Origin of the sequence: Cyclobacterium roseum (genome assembly GCF_010119225.1) — a bacterium.
In the GTDB taxonomy this organism is placed as follows: Bacteria; Bacteroidota; Bacteroidia; order Cytophagales; family Cyclobacteriaceae; genus Cyclobacterium; species Cyclobacterium roseum.
This window is the reverse complement of the sequence record NZ_WNKF01000007.1, coordinates 130,566-147,963: the sequence shown is the minus strand read 5'-3', so window position 1 is coordinate 147,963 and position 17,398 is coordinate 130,566. Positions and strand designations below refer to the sequence as shown.

At 44.5% G+C, this 17,398-nt stretch carries 15 protein-coding genes; 3 read left to right on the top strand and 12 right to left on the bottom strand.

Features of this window, described 5'->3' with window-relative positions:
* Positions 1 to 217: 217 nt before the first annotated feature.
* Positions 218 to 640 carry a cupin domain-containing protein gene (locus tag GJQ68_RS11965; protein WP_162417523.1) on the top strand — a complete coding sequence of 141 codons (423 nt, stop codon included), beginning with the start codon at positions 218 to 220 and terminating at the stop codon, positions 638 to 640.
* On the opposite strand, the gene GJQ68_RS11960 is transcribed toward GJQ68_RS11965, so the two are convergent.
* The 4 genes from GJQ68_RS11960 to GJQ68_RS11945 all read right to left on the bottom strand — a co-directional run bounded on the left by GJQ68_RS11960 (position 637) and on the right by GJQ68_RS11945 (position 5,467).
* On the bottom strand, positions 637 to 2,103 hold the full coding sequence (locus tag GJQ68_RS11960) for an AGE family epimerase/isomerase (RefSeq protein WP_162417522.1): 1,467 nt from the start codon (positions 2,101 to 2,103) through the stop codon (positions 637 to 639). The genes GJQ68_RS11965 and GJQ68_RS11960 overlap by 4 nt on opposite strands.
* Before the next feature lie 262 nt (positions 2,104 to 2,365).
* Positions 2,366 to 2,974 carry a Uma2 family endonuclease gene (locus tag GJQ68_RS11955; protein WP_162417521.1) on the bottom strand — a complete coding sequence of 203 codons (609 nt, stop codon included), beginning with the start codon at positions 2,972 to 2,974 and terminating at the stop codon, positions 2,366 to 2,368.
* Positions 2,975 to 2,998: 24 nt separating this feature from the next.
* Entirely contained in the window at positions 2,999 to 4,351 is a 1,353-nt protein-coding gene (locus GJQ68_RS11950; RefSeq protein WP_162417520.1) for a Gfo/Idh/MocA family protein, read from the bottom strand.
* Between the two features lie 507 nt (positions 4,352 to 4,858).
* A complete protein-coding gene (locus GJQ68_RS11945) occupies positions 4,859 to 5,467 on the bottom strand; it encodes a Uma2 family endonuclease (RefSeq protein ID WP_162417519.1) in 609 nt (202 codons plus the stop codon).
* 208 nt (positions 5,468 to 5,675) lie between these two features.
* On the opposite strand from GJQ68_RS11945, the gene GJQ68_RS11940 reads away from it, so the two are divergent.
* Both GJQ68_RS11940 and GJQ68_RS11935 read left to right on the top strand, forming a co-directional pair.
* Positions 5,676 to 6,266 (top strand): hypothetical protein, encoded by a 591-nt coding sequence (locus tag GJQ68_RS11940; protein WP_162417518.1) that lies wholly within the window; start codon positions 5,676 to 5,678, stop codon positions 6,264 to 6,266.
* 58 nt (positions 6,267 to 6,324) lie between these two features.
* On the top strand, positions 6,325 to 6,633 hold the full coding sequence (locus tag GJQ68_RS11935) for a transposase (RefSeq protein ID WP_235941458.1): 309 nt from the start codon (positions 6,325 to 6,327) through the stop codon (positions 6,631 to 6,633).
* On the opposite strand, the gene GJQ68_RS11930 is transcribed toward GJQ68_RS11935, so the two are convergent.
* From GJQ68_RS11930 to GJQ68_RS11895, 8 genes are all read right to left on the bottom strand, one after another.
* Complete coding sequence (locus tag GJQ68_RS11930) at positions 6,582 to 6,908, bottom strand: CapA family protein (RefSeq protein ID WP_162417517.1); 327 nt, start codon at positions 6,906 to 6,908, stop codon at positions 6,582 to 6,584. The genes GJQ68_RS11935 and GJQ68_RS11930 overlap by 52 nt on opposite strands.
* 232 nt (positions 6,909 to 7,140) lie before the next feature.
* Entirely contained in the window at positions 7,141 to 7,545 is a 405-nt protein-coding gene (gene vapC, locus GJQ68_RS11925; protein ID WP_235941457.1) for a type II toxin-antitoxin system tRNA(fMet)-specific endonuclease VapC, read from the bottom strand.
* The gene (locus tag GJQ68_RS11920) at positions 7,545 to 7,778 is read right to left on the bottom strand and encodes an antitoxin (RefSeq protein ID WP_162417515.1); all 234 of its coding nucleotides are present in this window, start codon (positions 7,776 to 7,778) and stop codon (positions 7,545 to 7,547) included. The genes vapC and GJQ68_RS11920 overlap by 1 nt, the downstream gene beginning before the upstream one ends.
* A 137-nt stretch (positions 7,779 to 7,915) precedes the next feature.
* Complete coding sequence (locus GJQ68_RS11915; protein ID WP_162417514.1) at positions 7,916 to 8,524, bottom strand: Uma2 family endonuclease; 609 nt, start codon at positions 8,522 to 8,524, stop codon at positions 7,916 to 7,918.
* Between the two features lie 38 nt (positions 8,525 to 8,562).
* Positions 8,563 to 10,488, bottom strand: a complete 1,926-nt coding sequence (locus tag GJQ68_RS11910) for a sulfatase family protein (RefSeq protein ID WP_162417513.1) — start codon at positions 10,486 to 10,488, stop codon at positions 8,563 to 8,565.
* Positions 10,485 to 12,119, bottom strand: a complete 1,635-nt coding sequence (locus GJQ68_RS11905; protein ID WP_162417512.1) for a sulfatase family protein — start codon at positions 12,117 to 12,119, stop codon at positions 10,485 to 10,487. The genes GJQ68_RS11910 and GJQ68_RS11905 overlap by 4 nt, the downstream gene beginning before the upstream one ends.
* Positions 12,120 to 12,219: 100 nt before the next feature.
* Positions 12,220 to 13,929, bottom strand: coding sequence for a RagB/SusD family nutrient uptake outer membrane protein (locus GJQ68_RS11900; protein ID WP_162417511.1), 1,710 nt, complete (start codon positions 13,927 to 13,929; stop codon positions 12,220 to 12,222).
* Between the two features lie 18 nt (positions 13,930 to 13,947).
* Complete coding sequence (locus GJQ68_RS11895; RefSeq protein ID WP_235941456.1) at positions 13,948 to 17,259, bottom strand: SusC/RagA family TonB-linked outer membrane protein; 3,312 nt, start codon at positions 17,257 to 17,259, stop codon at positions 13,948 to 13,950.
* Positions 17,260 to 17,398 lie beyond the last annotated feature (139 nt).

The following is a 17,398-nucleotide window of genomic DNA, read 5'->3' as shown; positions in this document are numbered from 1 at the left end:
GATCGCCCAACGGGTTAACAACCAAATACCCCAAATTTTTTATAAACAGGCTCAAATGCATTTTCACTGGCATTGAATTTGTAAAAAAGTACCTAAAGCCCTAAATTATACTTTCCTTCATTAAAACAATTAAGCTTTGTTTCCGCCAAAAAAACTATATTTCCAAGACGACGGTGTTATCCCCAACAGCGTGCTCCCCCTTTTACTCTATCAGAATATGTTAGAAGAAAAGGGAGAACAAGCGGCAAGGTGGCTGGAAGAAACATTTGCTTCCAACAATTGGACCAACAGCTGGCGATGGGGCGTATATGATTTTCACCACTACCACAGCAATACACACGAAGTATTGGGAGTCTATAGTGGACAGGCTCTCATTCTGCTGGGCGGAGAAAAAGGTGAAAAGGTGAAGGTGAAACCGGGAGATGTCATCATCATTCCTGCGGGTGTGGGCCATAAGTGCCTAAGTCACGACAATCAATTTACGGTAGTGGGTGCCTATCCCAATGGCAGGAGTCCGGACCTGCTAAAAGGAGAAAAGGGAGAACGGCCAAAAGCGGATCAAAACATTGCGCAAGTCCCTTTACCAGAAGCCGATCCCCTGCTGGGAAAAGACAAGGGATTGATAAAGATTTGGGGTTAGTGAGGCTGTTTTTTTTGCAAAACCACTTCCATCTTATATTTGCTTCTTTTTGGTAAACCTATAGCACCACTATCTTGATCAATCTTCTTCCAGCCCCTCCCGTCTATCCGTACTTTTTTTATATCGTAATTGAGATCCTCCAATAACAAGGGGAACAGCTTTTCAGTAGTCACTGAATTGATGTGATAAAACAGGGTAACAGGCTGCTCATTTACCCAATAATCCAGGTAGAGCATGTTCAAGAATCCGTTTTCTACAGCATGATAGGAAGTTTTTGTCACCACCCCTTTACTGCTGTTGATAAAATTACCTTGTTTATCCACACTCAAATAGGTCCCACCTTTTTGTTTATCAATAAAGTTATTGTTCCAGAAAGTAGCTCCCCTTTTAAAATTACTCAAAGATTCTTCCTCGCCAGAAAGGGCGTAAAGGTAAAGCTGAAACATATTGCCATAGGCTTGCACCCACCAGGGGCTATCCTCACTATGCTGTTCCGGATGGTCAACCCGGAGTTTATGGAACCAAATCCCGGTTTCTTTGTCAAAAGCGTATCTTATAAGTTGCTCATTCAATCTTAAGGCCTCCTCCTTATAGTTTTCTTTACCGGTAATCGCATAAAGCCGCATAAGCATCCAGGCCACTTCCACATTATGGCCTGTATTCATCATTTCGTTCATTTGTTCCAGGGAATTCCAGTTCCGGTCGAAGCCCTCCATAATCCAACCGCTTTTCCTGTCTTTCATGCGGGCCAGGGTTATCTCCAGTAGTTGTTCACTTTTCTGTAGGTATTTTCCCTCCCGTGTAGCGGCATATAAATAGAGCAAATAACCCGAAACAGGTGCCAATTGGGGAGAAAAAACCTTATCCGGGTTTTGGATGCGGAAGTCTCGATCTAATCGACGGAAATACCCACCGCCATTTTCAGGATCCCAGGCTTGATTTTCCATAATGTCGATGCTTTTGTCCAGGTAGTTTTTCACCTCCTCATTCCGGGTTACGATATAATACATGGCCAGTCCAGTAATAGCATAGGCGTGCATAAACATATCCTTGTCCATAGAAACGGGATTCCCTGAGCGATCCAATTCATGGAACCAGCCGCCGTATTGATGATCCCAGCCGTTTTTGATTAAATAATCAAAGGTTTCCTGAGCCAGCTCGAGGTAATTATCATCTCCTGTCAAATGGTAGCCCACTGCGTAAGAAAAAAGATGCCGGGCAATCATTCCCGGATATTTCTCCTGCTTTACCCCTACTTTCCAATCTTTATCGAGAAGGGTATGGAACGATCCAAATTCCTTATCCCTGGCAAATTTAGTCCAGGGTTCTAGTACATCGTCTATTACCTGTTGTTTCCAATAATCGCCACGAATTAGGTCCTGTGCATAAAGCGAATGGCTGATAACTAAAAATATTGGGGTGAAAATAAATATCAAATAGGATTTCAAAATCGATTTCTTCATTTTCTTAAAATTATTCATAATTAAAATCGCATTATCTTGGTGGCTGAAATTCAATACTAAATGTTTATGGTGCAAGAATCAATAGAGGATTCATTTATCTATTGGATTACGCTCCATAAGTACCCAAAACCAGTTGGATTTCTGGTTGGGTGTCAGCTTATCCCTGGTCATATGCCCGTATGTTTATCATTGGTAAATTGGTCAATAACTTCCGCCAGATCCACAAGTTTGGCTTAAGCCAATTAGGCATTGGTTTTAAAAACTATTCGATATCTCCAAAAAACGCTTCCAAATCCAGTTTAAATCCCTTGATCACCTTGGATTCCACCACATGGCCTGAAGTAAACAAAATTGACGGAACATATTTTCCATCGATAAGGCTGTAGATAAGCAAATCCTGGGTTTCGGAATGGATGATCCAGTATTCCCGAACCCCGTTGGACTCATAAAGCTCGAACTTATGCTTCAACTCGGTTTTGCTATTGCTGGGGGAAAGAATCTCTACAATCAGGTCCGGGGCTCCGATGCAGCCCCGCTCATCCAGTTTTTCGGTATCGCAAATCACACAGATGTCCGGTTGTACCACATCGTGAATTTTTTCATCCTCTTTTGAGAACTTTGGAAAACGTACATCAAAGGGGGCATCGTAAACTTGACAGGACTTGTCCTCTAAAAAAACATATAGCCTCGCCAAAAGTTTAGCCGAAATACGCTGATGGATACGTCTCGGCGCAACCGCTGCTCTTTTAAAAATTTTTCCCTTGATCAGTTCCACCACTTCCTCCATCTGCCAGGTCAGGTAGTCGGCATAGGAATAATTGGTGTATTCCAAATCCGGTTCATCGACTGCATCAGGTTTTTTGTTATCCATGGTTTAAATATACTGTGGCCTATTCTACCAAAGGTCTTCTCCGTAAGACCATCCTTCACGAACAGGTTCCTTAATGTATGCGTCTAACTCTGGACGACCAACGGCCTTCATGTTTTTTTCGTCGTAGTTAATAGTTCCCCCAAAACGTTGAGCGAGTACACCAACAAGTCCCATTTCTGTTAAGTCTGCACCATAATCGAAGTTTGAGCCCGGCAAGGTGTCGTTTTTAATGGCAGCCACCCATTCTTGTACTGGTTTTTCTTCTTCCACTCTCGGAATGGTTTCTGCTGGTTTATTCTTTTGGAAATCGATCCATTCTTCTTCAGGGACAAGTAACCTGGGATTGTTTGGACGACCACCATGATAAAGTGTCTTCTTCGAACCAATCATAATCATCCCATTATCCGGCATTTCTTCGAGCCCATACTCCTCCTTTAATTCGGGTTTGCCCATGCCTTCAATCCATTTCATAGTAACAGGTGGTTTATTACCACGAGCTCCAAATTGCCATGTTATCGTTGATTCCTTTGCAATCATACTATGATCAGGAACTTCAGGATTTGGTACCACGGCGTCTACGGTATGTGGCATTCCAAGATCCAATGCCCAAAAAGGAGCGTCTAAGGTATGACAACACCAGTCGGCCATTGCTCCGCTACCGAAATCGTAGAAGGTTCTCCATGATTTGGGTGCATATTCATTATTAAAAGGACGATCAGCTGCGGGACCTTTCCATAAATCCCAATCTAAACCCTTAGGTACTTCATGTACAGGAAATGGAAAATCTTCAGGCTTCGAGAAATATCCATCCGGGCTAAATGTTGCCGGGCCTCCCCATCTAATTACTTCTTTTACATCCCCAAGAACACCTGCATCATACCATTCTTTTACCAATCTAATTCCATGGGTTGTATGTCCCTGATTTGCCATTTGCGATACGATACCATAATGCTTCGCTGCTTTTTTCATGGTGCGGCATTGCCAAATATTATGCACTAGCGGTTTTTCAACCAATACATGTTTCCCAAGTTGCATGGCAGCCATTGCCGCTGGGAAATGGGTGTGGTCAGGCGTAGCAATCATAACGGCATCAATTTCGTTGGCCATTTCGTCGAACATCAGCCTGAAATCTTTGTACTTTTTAGCATTAGGTACCGTTTTGTATGCATTTTCGGTCATTCTGTCGTCAACATCGCACATGGCCACAATATCCTCTACGGCAACCTGGCTCCAACTGGCACGACCTCTGGCTCCTACACCAATCATTGCAAAACGCAATTTCATACTTGGTGGACGTTCAATAAAATTAGGAATAAAAAATGCTCCTAAACCAGCTGTTGAAGCTGATTTTAGAAATGTTCTTCTTGTTGTATTCATTATATTATATTGATTTAGGTATTACTTCAATAGCTAATTTAAAATCCAATTTAGTATTTTTTGAGCCGATTTTTGTACTGACATCAAGACAAAAGCTATTTATTCGTAACGAATCTGATTAACTTCAGTCAAAATACTTTATTTTATTGTCCGGAAATCATACTCTTTGGTTCTTTAGAGAAGGTTTCATTCCCTTTCAAATCAAAAAATAGTCCGCCCAAACCTTACCAACAGACCAGTAAATGAAAAAAAGCACCCGGAAGTATCCGGATGCTTTTTTTACTCAACCGATAATAGGGTATAAGAACTTTAAAGACCTGTTAAAAATAATTAGGATTCTGAGTGAGTTCAACTTCCGTATTCGCATCGATTTCTGATTGAGGGATGGGTAGTAATTCATCACGGCCAACAGTAAATGTAGGTCCTGAGACAGGGTTATACATTTGGATTCATTCCCTTTTTTTGATAACCCGCAGACGAATACATTTCTACCGGGAGGTTAAAACACTACTCAATATCCCCAAAAAACTCCTCCAAATCCAGTTCAAACCCTTTGATCACCTTGGATTCCACCACATGCCCTGAAGTAAACAAAATTGAAGGGACATATTTTCCATCGATAAGGCTGTAGATAAGCAAATCCTGCGTTTCGGAATGGATGATCCAGTATTCCCGAACCCCGTTGGACTCATAAAGCTCGAACTTATGCTTCAACTCGGTTTTGCTATTGCTGGGGGAAAGAATCTCTACAATCAGGTCGGGGGCCCCGATACAGCCCCGCTCATCCAGTTTTTCCGGATCGCAAATCACACAGATGTCCGGTTGTACCACATCATGAATTTTTTCATCCTCTTTTGAGGCCTTAGGAAAACGCACATCAAATGGGGCATCGTAAACTTGACAGGGTTTGCCTTCGAGGAAGTTATAGAGCTTAGTAGCTAACTTAATTGAAATATGCTGATGGTTACGTTTTGGGGCAGCGGCCGCCTTTTTAAAGATTTTGCCCCTAATCAGTTCGACCACTTCCTCCATCTGCCAGTTCAGGTAGTCGGCATAGGAATAATTGGTGTATTCCAAATCCGGTTCTTTGACGGTATCGTCCTTTTTGGCATTCATGGAATAAATATAATAAATTCAGCCATTGTTTGTATTCACCATTACGTCGAACTGATAGGATCTTTTGGCATAATATGGACTCCAGTCTACCCCCAAAACCCAATATTCCTGAATTTTCCATGTATTTTTGCAAAGAAGTTTTGTCCAAACAGATAATCGTTAAATAGCTGGATTATGTTATGACTCAGCCAATAAAACTATAACCGAATTGTCACTATCAAAAAAATGTATTCTCTTCGCTTTAATGGGCTTTTTGATGATTGCCCAGAATAAGTTGAGTGCTCAATCTGAGCCGGAGACCGAGGCCGATATTTTCACGGCGAAAAACTCCGTACATGCCGAATTACTTGGGAACTCTGGTGGCTATGCTCTTAATTATGGACGTATCCTTCACCAAAAAAACAGGATGAAACTTTGGGGAAGTGCAGGATTTTCTTTGCGTCGTCGTGGAAGTAGTGAACCCATATTTTCAGCCCATTGGATCCCATACTTTCCGGCAGAGATTACAGTTTTTTTGGGAAAGTCCAAGCATAATTTGGAATTAGGAGCCGGGTTCTATACCCTACGTAACAGATCCTATACCGTTGACGAAAGTTTGCCGAAATTTATTAGAGAAGAAATACATTGGGACCAGTTTATTCTGGCCAGGATAGGTTACCGGTATCAAAAACCTGAAGGAGGCTTCTTTTTCAGGGCTGCCTACACTCCCGGGATTCAATTTTTCAATTCCGAAACTAGTGGGAAGGAAGTGTTCTATAGTCCATTCCTGATTGGAATCAGTTTAGGGTATAGTTTTTAAAAGATGTCACTAGCCAAAAAAATATATTCTGCGCTCTCTTTTCTATCCTGAAAAGGTCTTGGCGGACAAACTATATGCCACCCGGCAAAATAGGAAATGGCTATATGAAAGGGGGATCAAAATATCGGCCAAGCCCTTGGGCAGGCCTTCGGCAAAGGCGGTGGAAAACCACGTAAGCCCGGGGGAGCGTAATCCGATAGAGGGGCTGTTCGGCAGGACAAAAACTGCTTACGGCATGGACCGCATCAGGGCCATGTTGGCCGAAACAAGCAAAGAATTCAACCCTAAAGAAAAGCCACCCCTGATTCTGGTCAATCAAACGCTATCAAGGACATGCTTGCTGCGCATAAAGGCCTGCCAGGGATAGGTCACGTTGTTGGCCACCCCTACTGCATCAATTTCGGCTGTCGTCAGGGCAGCTACCTGACCGGAGTTGGAGTGCCGCCAATTTTTGTGGGCAATATCCGTTTCTATGCTGTCCATAGTGCCCCCAGCAAAAGCCCCTTCCAGGTTCAAAAACCGGAAGGTGGCATTTTGCAGGGTTGGCAATAGGTATTGAAAAGCGTCTGTTGGATTTTCTCTCAACTGAAAATTGTTGTCACCCAGAAGAAGGATCGTTTGTGATTCAGGACCGTGGTCCATAAATGGCCAACCTTTTTCCTGGGCTTCAACAAAGTTACCCAACAGGAATAAACGCGAAAGACCGAATGGTTAGTTTTTGCAAAATTTTCAGGGATTTTAGCAGGGGATATAAAAACCTTTCTGTCCCCGACCTATAAAAGCATCTGTCAGGTATTACCCGACCGTTTTTGAACCCTTCAAAGGGCTGACAAGTAGCAGCCACCCTTGGCCCAGGTGGCTTGTCAAAAACAGGTTAACCTGACGGGACCCAATTTTCACAGGCCAAACCAGGTACTCTCTGAAATTCCCTACTATTGTTTGTAACAAGGGTCATCTTTCTGGATATTGCCTGTGCGGCAATCTGAAGATCATAGGGTCCGATGACTTGCCCTTTTCTTTCCAGTTTCGCACGAATTTCTCCATATGCGATGGCATCAGCATCCGTAAATGAAACAAATTCAAATGGAGCAAGAAATTGAATCAACGCATCCGCATTCGTTTTCTTCCGTTCACTTTTTGACACCCCGTAGTACAGTTCAGCAATGGTGACCGCAGAAACCCTAAACATTGAAATGGGGTAGGACCTGAACTTTTTAAGAAGGATTTCAGGACGCTTCTTGATAAGGTATATACAAATATTCGTGTCCAATAAATACATCAAAGCGTTTCTCTTTGCTGGAGGGGAGGCTGATTTCGTCCTTCCTCCAAATAATCATCCGAAAATGCTGTGAGACTCTGCGCTACCATGTCCCATGAGCTGGCCTTAGGGCTGAGAAGTAGCGAAGAACCTATCCTGCGGATAAAGAATTGCTTTTCATCCGTATTGAATTCCTTTGGCAATCTGAGCGCCTGACTATTTCCACTTTTAAATACTTTGGCTGTCTTCTCCATAATCGATTTTGAGGATTTTGTATATACGTTTTAATATATACAATTATACGGAACAAAACCAAACAGGTTGTCTGTATATTAAGTAACGGTCAGCAAACGAATACATTCTCTAGTAGGATAAAGCAATGTTTACATCACTACTCCATATCCCCAAAAAACTCCTCCAAATCCAGTGTAAAGCCCTTGAGGACGGTTGACTCCACCACATCTCCTGAAGTAAAAAGCCGTGAGGGAACGTATTTTCCGTCGACGAGGCTGTAGATAAGCAAATCCTGCGTTTCGGGATGAATGATCCAATATTCATGGACACCGTTGGACTCATAAAGATTAAATTTAAATTTCAATTCGACTTTACTATTACCGGGAGATAGGATTTCCACGATCAGGTCAGGGGCCCCGATACAGCCCCGCTCATCCAGTTTTTCGGTATCGCAAATGACGCAGATGTCCGGTTGTACTACATTGTGAATGCGCGTATCAGCTTTGGATTTTTCAGGAAACCGGACATCAAAGGGTGCGGAATAAATCTGACATTTTTCACCTCTCAGAAAATTACCCAACCTAAGAAAAAGCGCTCCCGAAATTTTTTGGTGAATCCTTCCCGGAGCAGCTGCCGCTTTTTTAAAGATCTTCCCCCTAATCAGTTCCACCACTTCCCTCATCTGCCAAGTCAGGTAGTCGGCATAGGAATGGTTGGTGTATTCCAGATCCGGTTCTTTGACGGTATCGTCCTTTTTGGAATTCATATAATAAATATAGTGAATTCAGTCATTATTTGCCACCATCAATCCACCTTTCGCCGCTCAGGAAATAGGGCAATGGCATCATCGATGATGCGCTGGGGATAGCCCAATCCAGCTCCGGGATCATTGGCTACAAATTCCTTTTCCTTAAAGGTTTGCCAATCTTCCAGGCTTAGTCTGTCGTCCGTATGGCTGTATTGAAAGGCATTGAGGGCTTGCAGCAATACATAGCCATGAGGGGTTGCGATTGCTTCCTTCATGATGGCATCAAAGGCGGTATCCGCATCTCCGCACAGGGCAAGCGCCTGGGCAGCCATGATTCTATTGGCTGCGGATTTATCCTCCCGGATCATAGCTTTCAAACTACTTTGAACCCTATCACTTTGATCCGGATGAAGAAAAATCCCATAGGCTCCCCAATACCGAATGATGGGGTCATTCACTTTCAAATACTTCAGTAAATTTCCAGCTTTATCAGCCGTAGCCGCCTTCGCTGCTTTCAGTATTTTCTGTATCTGATACTCCTTACTTTGGGCATATTCATAAAGAGTGGCATGTTTTTTACCTGTTCCTACCAGTTCATGAAACATGGGCTCCGGAATCAATCCCACATCCCTGGTCTCCACCATCCAGCGATCCAGTTCTTTAGACATGCTTTTCACCCTGGCTTTGGAGGCCTCCTGTTCGATAAGGTTATCTACCTGCCAGGGGTCTGCTTCTGTATCAAAGAATTGTTCCAGGGGTTTGGGTTCGTAAAATTGGGATTGAATTTCATCGGTATTCCCTGCCTCGTAAGCCGTTTCATAGGCCCGCCAATTGGCTTGCACCTGGTATCCGTACCGGGAATCCCGACCCCTCGGTCTGTGGGGCATAAAATTTCGGATATAATAGTACTTTCCGTCGGTCACTGCCCTGGAGAAATCATAGCGTTCGGCCATTCTATCCCTGAAAAAATGGACAAAATCAGGGGACTCCCTGGATTCCTTTCCCAAAAAGGACCTTCCCTGCATGATGGCAGGAATGTCACAACCAGTAATGGAAAGCAAGGTTGGTGCCAAATCCACAAAACTTACCAGGGATTCATCCACACTTCCAGAAGGCAGCGGCGACAAGTGTTCCCATTTTTCAGGAAGGTGTACCATCATGGGCACCTGGGTGCCTACATTGTAAATGTACCGCTTGGAGCGGGACAATTGCCCGCCATGATCCGAATAGAAAAAAACAACCGTATTTTCTGCAAGGCCTGCCGCTTCCAGTTCCTCCAACAATTCCCCTACCTGAGCATCCATCAAAGTGATCAGGTCGTGAAACCTCGCCCAATCTTCCCTGATTTCGGGTAGATCGGGGTGGTAAGGGGGCAATTCGATATCCGCCGGATCAATCCGGGGCTTTTCCGGGATCATTCCATTTTCTACATAGGATTGGATCCTTTCCTCGCTAAGCTGACTTTCGTGGGTAACGGTTAGATTGAAAATAGCAAAAAAGGGCTGAGTGGCATCCCTGTTTTTATAATGTGCCTTTTTGCTGGATTCGTCCCACAGATCGGGGTCAAGTATGAAATTGGAATTGTAATCTTTCTTACTGTTGTTGGTACAATAATAGCCTGCTTCCCTTAGTATTTTAGGGTAAGCGGGAATCTGTTCCGGCAACTGCACCCGGGTGCGCATTTGGTGGGTACCGGTGGTGGAGGCAAACATTCCCGACAGGATGGTGGCCCGGGCTACCGCACAGACAGGAGCATCGGCATAGGCCTGGCTATATTGGATTGATTTTTTGGCCAGCTTGTCCAGATTGGGAGTATGCGCCTGAGCAAAACCATAGCTCCCCAGATAGGGACTTATATCCTCACAGGTGATCCAAAGTACGTTGGGTCGGTCAGGGGGCATTTCCCGGGCCAGGCCCCCCTTGCTAAGCAAAAGAAAAACCAAGACAAGCAATCCCCCTCCAAAACGATCTAAACCAATCATTTTAATGTACTTCCTTCGATGGGTTTTGGAAATTCCCGCATGGGACTGTAGCGCAGGTAAGAATCAAACACTTCGGGATCCGGACCCACTACCCGGGGATCTTCTGTTTCCCGCAGCTCGGTCAGCAGGGCCTGCCGCAATTCCTCTTTGATTTCGGCATAATCAGGATCATCTGCCAGGTTATTCATGCAATCGGGATCCGATTGGATATTATAAAGTTGCACTTCCGGATTTTTTTCGAATGCTGCTTCAAAAAATGGCCGCACGTCCTCCTCATCCCGGTTTTCTACCAGAAAAGATTTGGTAGGTGCCGCATCCACATCGGTAAAAGCCCAATCGGAATGGTGCTCGCCTTCTTCGTCCATCCCATAAAGGGGCAGCAACTCGTTTTCGTTTTCCGGATCGATACGCTGGGGAGCTCCTGCCGGCCAGCGATCGGGCTTGATATTCCAAATCAATAAATGTTCCTGGTTCCTGATCATCCGCTGCGGATATCCCCAATTTTGATAACGAGAGGCAGAGTGTCGCTCGCGACCAGAAAATACAAACTTCTTTGAGGGGTCCACCGTACCTTCTCTGGGAGATTCCAAAATATTCCGGATGCTTTCTCCTGTAATTGGCAACATTCCTTCCGCACTGGTATGGGTCAGGTCAAGAATGGTGGGTGCCAGGTCGATGAAATTAATGGGATCGTCCACGGTTCGGCCCGGAGGAAAGGCACTGGGATAGCGAATGGCCAGGGGAACATGGATACCATAATCGTACCCATTGGCCTTCGCTCTTGGGAAAGCCATGCCGTTATCTGACGTGACGATGATGATGGTATTATCCAGTTCGCCTGTTTCTTCCAGGTATTCCAGCATGTATTGCAGGTGTTGGTCAAACCATTCAATTTCTACGGCATAGTCCAGTAGATCTCCCCTTACAATGGGATGATCGGGTAGAAAGCCGGGAACTTCCGCATCGGAAAGTTTTTTATCAGTGCGTTTCCAGGAATCCTGCTCAAAGGCACGGTGGGGTTCCGTGGCACCGTACCAAAAGAAAAAAGGATCGTCAGCTTCCCTTACATTTTCCATGAAATATTTAAAGTTTTCAAAATAATTCAGGGTATTTATCTGATTGGCAGGTCGGGCATCTCCCTCGGTTCCTGGTTCATAGCGGATATTGCTATGGGCGATCCCGGCAGCATCGGTCTCCCTCCAAAGGGAATCATTTTCATCTCGGGCATAGCGGAAAGGGGATACTCCCTTTCCGGTTCGGCCCGTGATATAGCCATTTTTATCCAGCAAATCCACAAAAGGCACATGCTTCTTTAGCCAGGGGGCTGCATGTTGTCCGGATTGTTCATTTTGCCAATGGTGGCGGCCGGTAATGATGCTGCTCCTTGAAGGGGCACATCCGGGTGAACCGGCGATACAATTGGTAAAATAAACCCCTTCTCTTGCTACCCGATCAAATGCAGGAGTCTGGACAAATTTACTTCCTGCAAAGCTGGTATGGGCAAAGGACTGGTCATCGCTGATCACGAAGAGGATATTGGGGGAGCGTTTCTCCGTTTCTTCCTCAGTGGATGAACAGCCAAAAATCAAAGGAGCCGCAAATAGGGCAATTATTTTGAGCACATTTTTCATAAAATAAATGCTTGGTTTCGGGTGTAAAATTTGTTAATCGGGCATAATATAATCAAAGATCGTGTTATTTCCCGAATTTATAGAACAAAGAAACCCCGACCTATTCGGCCGCATAGCCGGGATTTTGTGCCAGTTGGGCACCGGTATTTCGTTCAATTTCAGAAAATGGAATGGGCCACAGGTTATGATAAGGCTGTACATCCACACCGAAATTGGTTACATCGGGCCGGCCTTCACAGTACCGGTTTGTTCGTTCGTAGAGTAGGCCCAGGCGATTTAGGGTAAGGCGCCTTTTTTCTTCTACCCCTAACTCCCGCATCCTCTCATCCAGGATAAAATCGATGTCCACCTCTCCCGGACTCACCGGCATGGCATTGGCCCTATCCCTGACCACATTGATGTCGTTGGCGGCTTCTGCGGGTTGACTGTTACCCAAATAGGCTTCAGCGCGCAACAGATAGGTTTCGGCCAGGCGAAAATGGTATTGATCACTGTAAGTAGTGCCAGCGGTGGCCGCATTAAGTGTCATAAGGTTTGGGTCCACGAAGAGTTCTGGTGGATGTTGACCAGGAGTAGTAACCTTGGACTGATATGGATAAAAAAACCTGATGGTATCATTCAGAGATTGCCTGAACAAGGGCATGTGATCGGATATGTTTTGACCGTACCATTCGGATTCCGGGTTGTTAAAGGCCACATCCCGGATAAAATTATGTTCCGAATTCCGCATGTCGTCCCAGTCGTAATGCCAGATCCCATAATTGAAATGGTTGGTGCCTCTAAAGCGGCCAATGCCCCTCCCCCCGGTATTATCTGATACACCAAGAGGTAGAAAGGGAGCGACTCCTGAGGGATCCCGAACAATAAAACTCCAGGGTCTGGGGGCATGGTCTCTTTCCAATTGGGGTCCTTGCCTACTTGAGGATGAAATAGCACCGCCAGGAACATCCACTTCGTATTGCCATACCCAAATTCCTTCGGTATTGCCCACTCCTCTGTTTTGGTTGTATCTCCGGAACAAGTCCCAGTACACATCTCCGGGTTCACCTGCCAGGGAGCCAAAACGTTCAGTCATCAATGCCGTATTAGGATCATCGATAACCATGCTGGCTGCTGTAATCGCATCGGTCCACCTCTCCAAAGACACATAAACCTCGGCCAAAATATGGTAAGCTGCCAGGTTATTGACCTCTCCATCCCGTACTTCGGTGATGCCCCGCAGGTTAGCGGCTGCAAATTCCAAATCTTCGGCGGCCTGAAGGTAAACTTCCTCCCGGCTTGCCCTTACATAATCGGTTTTCGGAGAACTTACTTCTTCCAGCTCCAATGGCACTCCACCGAAAAGATGGGCCAGGTTCCGGTAGGCAAAGCCCCTGAACAATTTCGCCTGTGCCTCAATCAGTGTTTTCTCCTGATCTGTCATGGCCGAATTTCCCATTCGGTTTAAGATGATGTTGGCACCTGATATCACCCGGTAATATTGTCGCCAATGGAATTCCACCATGCCGCTAGTGGGCAATAACGTGGCTAAATAAGAACCGAATCGCACATTGAGTTGGTTGGCTGCATTATACCCCAGGTCTGTTCCATAGATATAATCCAAAGGTCGGTGTTCCCCATCGGATAAAATTACCCTGGATTGGTCATAAAGCGCATTTACGGCAGCACTGAAATCCGAGAAGGTAATGTAAGAATTTTCCGGGCTGGCGAAATCCAACGGGACTTCTTCCAGAATGGCGGATTCATCACAACCCGAAATTCCAATGGCCAAAATTCCTGCACAAAGTATGATATAATTGAATATTTTCATGATTCCTTATTTTAATGATTAAAAACTGACATCCAAACCTGCTGAAAAGCCTTTCATCACCGGCAAACCAGAGGGATCCAGGCCACTTCCTGTTTCAGGATCCCAGCCTACCCAATTGGTCCAGGTAGCCAGGTTTTTTCCACTTACAAATAATTTCAGCCCCTGGATTCCAAACTGCTGAATGAGGTTTTGATTAAACCTGTACGCCAAGGTAACATCCTGAAGCCTTACGAAACTACGATCGCTATAATAGTGATAATTAATACCAGCCTCTTGCTCCTGATCTCTGAAAAGTGCATCGGGATTGGATGGGGTCCAATAATCATAATCCACGAATATATTATTTCTTCGGGCATTGTCCGATTGCCCAAAATTGGTTGCGTTAAGCCCAATATATCCATTCCCACCCCCTTGGATAGAATTGATAAAGAACCTGAAGGTGAAATTTTCGTAGCTGAATTCATTCATCAATCCGAATCTAAAGGCCGGTTCATTTCTACCAATGATCACCCGGTCATTGGCATCCACTACTCCATCATTATTTTGATCTACTATCTGATGGGTTCCTACAAAAAAACCAGGAGTACCTTCCTCACCCAATTGAATGATCCCGGCTGATTCATATTCATAAATGGAATTGATAGATTCTCCAATAAACAAACCACTGCCGATCAGATCGTCTTCTACCCCATCTCCGTCATTATCCAAGCCTAATAAAGACACGATTCGGTTTCGATTGGAGGAAATATTAAAATTGGCATTCCAGTTAAACACACCTGAATTCATTACATCACCTTTCAAAACGAATTCCACACCTCGATTGGCGATCTCACCAACGTTCGTAGAGATATTGTTAAAGCCTGTTATTTCCGGGATATTGATGCTGTAGAGCAAATCATTGGTGGTATTTTGATAATAATCCAAGGTACCGGTTAAGCGGCTATCGAATAAAGAAAAGTCAAATCCAAAATTATATCCTGTCGTGGTCTCCCAGGACAAATCTGCATTGGAAAGGGTGGTAACCCGCTGGCCAAAAATGGTGGATCCCCCTTCACCAAAAACATATGCCGGATACAAGGAGACCCTTGCCAGGGAAGAGTACCTACTGGTGAGGTTGCCATTGGTTCCGTAGGAGCCTCTGAACTTCAGGTAACTGAATATGGATTGGTCCATAAAACCTTCTTCACTAAGCACCCAACCTATACCAACAGAAGGAAAAATACCAAATTTATTGTTTTCCGAAAATCCGGAAAAACCATCCCTACGCACCGTGGCGGTAATCAGGTACTTTTCACTGAAATCATAATTGATGCGAGCGGTTTGATACAGATAGCTTTCATCCCAGGCACTGGACTGGATCAACTGCAACTGTCCCAGGCTGAGGTCATTGTATCCCAGGCCTAAATTAGTGTAATTGGTGCCATTTGCCTGTGTACTTTCATTTTTCAGCTCCCTACGACCCGCCACCATGGTCAGGTTAATGGTATGGTCGTTGTTAAATGTACGTCGGTAAGTTAAGATATTGTCCAATGTCCAGTCATAGGCATGGTAATTACGCTTAAAGGCCAAACCGGCTGCTCCGGCACCAAATTCATTGCTTCTGTAGTGCCTCCTCCAGGTATAATTATTTCCAAAGTTTATTCGGAAATTCAATCCTTCGATATACGGAACTTCAAGATCCATATATACATTGGCAAATAGATTATTTCTTTTATCAAAATCATTGGACAAAGAACTCAGGAAAGGATTGGATCTTAAAGATCCGTCAGGATTCAAGATCACATTGCCCTCTTCATCTCTTGGACGAACCAAGGGAGACATTTGAGTAATACTTCCCAATGAGGGAATTTCGCCGGAATTGTCTGCAAAGGACCCAAAGGTCTGTACCCCAAAACGAAAGCCATCTAAAATTTGGTGATCCAGGTTTATCCTTGCCGTAATCCGCTCAAACTGATCGTTCATGATAAAACCTTCCTGTTTGGTATAGCCCCCAGACAGAAAATAAGAAGTAGATTCGCTAGCTCCACGAACACTCAAATTATGATTATTTATAAAACCCGTCTGTGTGGCAGCATCCCACCAATCAAAATCCGTCCCATTTTCAAATCCTTCATATAAAGCTGGCTCTAATAAGGCTCCTACATTATAGTCGGGGTTAGGTTGGGTATAATCTGGGGGAAGAAAAGATTCTCGCCAATCCTGATCCCTTATTTTATTAAGGAATCCCTCCCTGTCCAATAACTTGAGCCTATTAGTGGGGGTTTGGGTGGTATAGGTTCCGGTATAATTAAAGATAGGTTTTTGTTCTACCTTACCACTTTTGGTTGTAATCATGATCACCCCGTTGGCAGCTTGCGCTCCAAATATGGCCATGCTGCTGGCATCTTTCAGCACATCGATCGACTCAATGTCATTGGGATTCAGGTCACTTAGGCTTCCGGTAAAAATAATGCCATCCACTACTATCAACACACTCTGGTTTCCGCTAAGGGTTGTTCTTCCTCTGACTGAAATAGACGGGTTCTGGCCTGCCCGGTTAACCTGCCCTACATTTAGTCCGGGCACTGAACCCTGGAGCGATTGGGCAATATTGACATTGGGAGATTCCCGGAAGGCTTCAATATCTGCTCTTACTACAGAACCGGTAACATCTCTCTTCTTTTGAGTACCATATCCGATCACCACCACTTCCTCAAGGGATGACGCATCTTGTAACAAGGTAATGTTAATGGTGGTTTGTGCGCCTACTTCTACCGTTTTTGATTCATAGCCAATGTAAGAAAATACCAGAGTCGCTTCATCCGGGACGGTTATGGAATAGTTACCATCAATATCTGTGACGGTACCCGTGGTAGTGCCAAGGACTGTAATGGTAGCACCCGGTAAAGGCGCTCCGTTTTCATCGGTTACGGTTCCGGAAATATCAACTGCAAGATCCCCATCAATGGTAACGGAAGTATTTCCTTTCTCAAGTATTCCGACATGAATATTTTCATTTACCTGGGTGAAACTCAGCGAAGCCTGCCCTCCAATGGTACTGAGAAGCTTATACAGGGAGATCCTTCGTTCATCAATATTGATACGCTTTTTTAAATCCAGCATATCATGGTTGTAGGTAAATTTAAAATCCGTTTTGGATTCAACAGCAGCAAAGAAGCTGGTTAAAGGAGCATCTTCCAGATGAATGGATACCTTTACCTGCTCAATATTTTTTCGTTGCGCATTTCCTGTATTGGCCAGCAGCACCGTACAAAAAAGCAACTGAATCAAGAAACCATGAATCATTCGCCTGGACAGCATAATAAGTTGTCTCCGTATATTTTTTTTCATAATATTGAATAGTTTAAGTGATTGATAGCTTGAACGCTTGCCTTTATCTCCTGAAAACTTGTGAAGGCAAGTTCAGGCAGGACACCTATCTCCCCAGAATGGGTCCTGCCCTTGTTTTATCCTGTATCCAATTTTTTCA